The following is a 4,306-nucleotide window of genomic DNA, read 5'->3' on the forward strand; positions in this document are numbered from 1 at the left end:
AGGACGGCCGGCTCACCGACGGGCAGGGCCGCACGGTGGACTTCAAGAACACCGTGCTGATCTTCACCTCCAACCTCGGTACCGCCGACATCTCCAAGGCGGTCGGCCTGGGCTTCACTCAAGGCGGTGGGGAGAACGACTACGAGCGGATGAAGCTGAAGGTCAACGACGAGCTGAAGAAGCACTTCCGGCCCGAGTTCCTCAACCGCATCGATGACATCATCGTCTTCCACCAGCTGACCCGCGACGAGATCATCGCGATGGTCGACTTGATGGCCGGCCGGGTGGCCACGGCGCTCAAGGCCAAGGACATGACACTCGAGCTCACCGACTCCGCGAAATCGCTGCTGGCCAAGCGCGGGTTCGACCCGGTGCTCGGTGCTCGTCCGCTGCGGCGAACCATCCAGCGCGAGATCGAGGATCAGCTCTCGGAGAAGATCCTGTTCGATGAGGTCGGCCCGGGCCAGGTGGTCACCGTCGACGTGGACAACTGGGACGGGGAATCCTCCGCCGAAGATGCGGTGTTCACCTTCACCGGCACCCGCAAGCCAGCGGAAGCGACCCAGGGCGACTCGGCCGACCTAGCCAAGGCCGGTGCCCACAGCGCAGGTGGTGCGCACGGCGTGTCGGCCGACGAATAGCTGGTAGCTGACCGAGCGACCGGCTAAGGCGCCGTCGGCAGCAGCGCGAAGGCCCGTTCGGCGATCTGCAGCAGCCAGCCGGTCACGGCCTTACCGTGGTCACGCCGCCAGTTCAACTGGAAGCTGACCACCCACGCCTGCCCGGCCTTGTCGACCGCGTACCAGCTGAACGTCAGGTCGCCAGGCAACCCACCGGCTTTCGCGGCGACATAGGGCCACTCGGTGCGGCTCAGCCCGATGCCGCTGACGGTGGCCATGATTTGTTTGACCGGTGCGGCCTTGCCGACCGCACCGGTTTGCAGTGCGGCGTGCACCCGGCAGATGTCCTCGGCGCTGCCGTACCACTCGGCGCCATACGTCGACGCCGGGATGTGCGCGCGGGCCGGATCAGGTTGGTATGGGCGGGAATTGGCTTGCTGTAGCAGCTTTGCCCGGTCCTGTGGCGAGCCCCGCTGCCATTGCTCGCGCAGGTCTGGCTCGCCCCAGCCGACCGAGAACAGCTCGTACATGGTGGGAAACGGCATCATGCTGGCCGGATCGTGGTGCCCGGCCCTGGCCAGAGCCTTCTCAACGGCGTGCGTGCCCACGTGGGCGATCAGCAGGTCGGTGGCCATGTTGTCACTGGTGGCGATCATCTTCTCGGCAGCCGTTCGCACCGATACCCGAGCCCCGTCGGGCAGTTCCTCCAATCCCGAGGACCCCACCACTTTGGCCCGTCCGGTGATGGTCAGCTGGTCGTCCCAGGACAGCGTCCCGGCCTTGACCGCATCCGCCACCGCCAGTAACACGTACAGCTTGAAAATCGATGCAAGTGGCAGAGATTCGCCTGCGCTGGTACCTGCTACCGGTTGGCAGACCCCATCGTCGACCCGGGAAGCCTGATAGGAATACCGGGCACCGGTCCGGCCGAGTACCGCGTCGACGTCGCGCCACGAGGCGATCGGCGGGGTTTGGGTGGTGGCCCGGAACCGGTCCACCATCCCGTCGTCGTCGGTGTGGATTTCGACGTCTTGGCGGGCGCCGTAGGAGGTGATCAGGTGCAGCGTGGCCGCGCCGGCCCGGGCGTCGACGCCGGCCACGTCGAACGGGCGATCCCACCACAGCGACTCCATCGTGGTGACGACCTCGTCGACGACGTCCGGGGCCGCCAGCGTGCGCACTCCGACCGGGCCGATAGGCCAGTCGGAGTTCAGCATGTCGATGGTCTGCTTGGCCCGTAGGCCCGACGGGGTCCTGGTGTCGATGCCCACCCGGGTGTTCAAAGGGCCCGCGGGCGGCGCGAGGGCCGGGGCGCAGCCGACGACGGGTGCGGCGGCCAGCGTGGCGGCGATCGTCGACGCCAGCACGCGTCGCCGCACCGCGCTACACCTGCGCGCTCGGCCCGGCGCCAACGCTGTAGGCAACCTCGAATTCCAGCAGCGACGCGCCGGTCGCGACCGGTTTGTCGTGGCCGCTGTGCGCCGCGGCGCCCTGGTGGGTCGCCCAGTCCTGGAACGCCTCGTCGGACTCCCACTGGGTCACCACGAAATAACGTTCCTCGCCTCTGACTGGGCGCAACAGCTGAAAGCCGAGGAACCCCGCGGCGTTGTCAACAGTGTGCGCCCGGTTGGCGAACCGCTTCTCCAGTTCGGGACCCGCACCCGGGGGCACCTCGATTGCGTTGATCTTCACCACTGACATGCGGACAGGCTACCGTGCCGCCCACCCGGACGGGCCGGCACAGGATGGTTCTGCAAGATAGCACTCATGCGCGGCGCGCCGGCTGATCTGCTGACCTACCGCGGCGGATGGGGCGAGCCGCTGATTCTGGTACACGGCCTGATGGGCCGCGGCAGCACCTGGTCGCGTCAGCTGCCGTGGCTGACCCGGCTGGGTGAGGTCTACACCTACGACGCCCCGTGGCACCGGGGCCGCGACACCGCCGAGATGTATCCGATCAACACCGAACGCTTCGTCGTCGACCTGGCCGATGCGGTGGCGCCGCTCGGGGTGCCGGTGCGCCTGGTCGGCCATTCGATGGGGGCGTTGCACTCGTGGTGCCTGGCCGCGCGGCATCCCGGGCTGGTCTCCGCGCTGGTCGTGGAGGACATGGCACCGGATTTCAGGGGCCACACCACCGGGCCGTGGGAGCCGTGGCTTCATGCGCTGCCGGTCGAATTCAACGGTGTCGAGCAGGTATTCGCTGAGTTCGGTGACGTCGTGGGGCGGTACTTCCTGGAATCCTTCGACCGTACATCAACCGGTTGGCGGTTGCATGGCCACGTTTCGCAATGGATCGAGATCGCCGCCGAGTGGGGAACTCGCGACTACTGGGCACAGTGGCGGGCGGTGCGTTCGCCGACGTTGCTCATCGAGGCCGGTAACTCGGTCACTCCCCCCGGGCAGATGCTCAAGATGCATGCAACCGGTTATCAGACCAGCTATCTGCGTGTCGCCGACGCGGGTCACCTGGTTCACGACGAGGCGCCGAAGGTCTATCGGGAGGCGGTCGAATCCTTTCTGACCCGGTTGCTGAATTGACCGCCGGGTCTGGCGGCCCTCACAGGTGCTCACCGGGCAGGGCGAAGAGACCGCCGGCAGTCTGGCGCACCAGACCGTCGAGCAGCAGCGATGCCAGGGCCCGTTCCCGCTGGGCGTTGTCGGTTAGCCATGCCGCATCCAGTTGGGCTCGGCTCACAGGAGAGTCATTGGCCCGCAGCACATCCAGCAGCCGACCCCGCGCCTGGCGGTCGGTGCCGGCATAGCGCTGACTGCGGCGCCCAGCGTCGTCCGCCGGCGGGTAGCCGGCCTCGCTCCAGCCGCATGAGCTCAGCGGACACGCCCCGCAGCGCGGTGCTCGTGCGGTGCACACCGTCGCGCCCAGCTCCATCAGCGCCGCGGAAAACCGTGGTGCGCTGCCGTCGTGCGGCAGCAGAGCGGCTACGTCGGTGTGATCGCGGGCCGGCGACGGCCGGCCGGCGTCAGCGCGCCCGTGTACCACGCGAGCCACCACCCGCCGAACATTGGTGTCCACCACCGCAACCGGCTGGTGGTATGCGAAGCAGGCCACCGCGTGCGCGGTGTAGCTACCGACACCGGGCAGCCGTTGCAGGGTTTCCACGTCGTCGGGAACCACGTCGGCGAAATCTCGGGCGATCACGGCGGCGCACTGGTGCAGGCGTTTGGCCCGGCGCGGGTAGCCCAGCTTGCCCCAGGCCCGCAGCACATCGGCGGGTGTCGCGGCGGCAGTCGCTGAAGCGGTGGGCCAGCGCGCCACCCATTGCGGCCAGACTCCAAGCACCCGCGCCACCGGGGTCTGTTGCAGCATGAATTCGCTGACCAGGATCTGCCATGCGCTGACGCCGGGGTCACGCCAGGGCAGGTCCCGCCGGGACGCTTTGTAGAAGGCCAGCAGCTCGTCGGCGCTGATTTTCATCGGATGCTCATCAGGACGCGGCACAATGGCAACCATGCCGAACACCAGCCCGGTAACCGCCTGGAAAGCACTCAAGGAGGGTAACGGGCGATTCGTCGCCGGCCGGCCCGCACATCCCAACCAGGACGTCGGGCGCCGGGACGCCCTGGTCGGCGGACAGCAGCCGACGGCGGTGGTGTTCGGTTGCGGCGACAGCCGGGTGGCCGCCGAGATCATCTTCGACCAGGGTCTGGGCGACATGTTCGTGGTG

At 68.1% G+C, this 4,306-nt stretch carries 6 protein-coding genes; 3 read left to right on the forward strand and 3 right to left on the reverse strand.

Annotation, left to right across the window (positions count from 1 at the left end):
• Positions 1 to 641: AAA family ATPase (locus AC2VON_RS05930; protein ID WP_486952105.1), on the forward strand; the 641-nt coding region annotated here is incomplete at its 5' end.
• Positions 642 to 664: 23 nt separating this feature from the next.
• Here the strand turns inward: AC2VON_RS05930 and AC2VON_RS05935 are convergent.
• The gene (locus AC2VON_RS05935; protein WP_486952106.1) at positions 665 to 1,999 is read right to left on the reverse strand and encodes a serine hydrolase; all 1,335 of its coding nucleotides are present in this window, start codon (positions 1,997 to 1,999) and stop codon (positions 665 to 667) included.
• A gap of 4 nt (positions 2,000 to 2,003) precedes the next feature.
• Entirely contained in the window at positions 2,004 to 2,321 is a 318-nt protein-coding gene (locus tag AC2VON_RS05940; protein ID WP_486952107.1) for an antibiotic biosynthesis monooxygenase family protein, read from the reverse strand.
• Between the two features lie 66 nt (positions 2,322 to 2,387).
• On the opposite strand from AC2VON_RS05940, the gene AC2VON_RS05945 reads away from it, so the two are divergent.
• A complete protein-coding gene (locus AC2VON_RS05945; protein WP_486952108.1) occupies positions 2,388 to 3,161 on the forward strand; it encodes an alpha/beta fold hydrolase in 774 nt (257 codons plus the stop codon).
• A 19-nt stretch (positions 3,162 to 3,180) separates the two neighbouring features.
• Here AC2VON_RS05945 and AC2VON_RS05950 read toward each other — a convergent pair whose 3' ends face one another.
• Positions 3,181 to 4,092, reverse strand: a complete 912-nt coding sequence (locus AC2VON_RS05950; RefSeq protein ID WP_486952109.1) for an HhH-GPD family protein — start codon at positions 4,090 to 4,092, stop codon at positions 3,181 to 3,183.
• On the opposite strand from AC2VON_RS05950, the gene AC2VON_RS05955 reads away from it, so the two are divergent.
• On the forward strand, positions 4,091 to 4,306 hold a 216-nt coding region (locus AC2VON_RS05955), incomplete at its 3' end, for a carbonic anhydrase (RefSeq protein WP_486952110.1). The two genes, AC2VON_RS05950 and AC2VON_RS05955, sit on opposite strands and share 2 nt — an antisense overlap.

It is taken from the genome of Mycobacterium sp. TH-M82 (assembly GCF_057473605.1).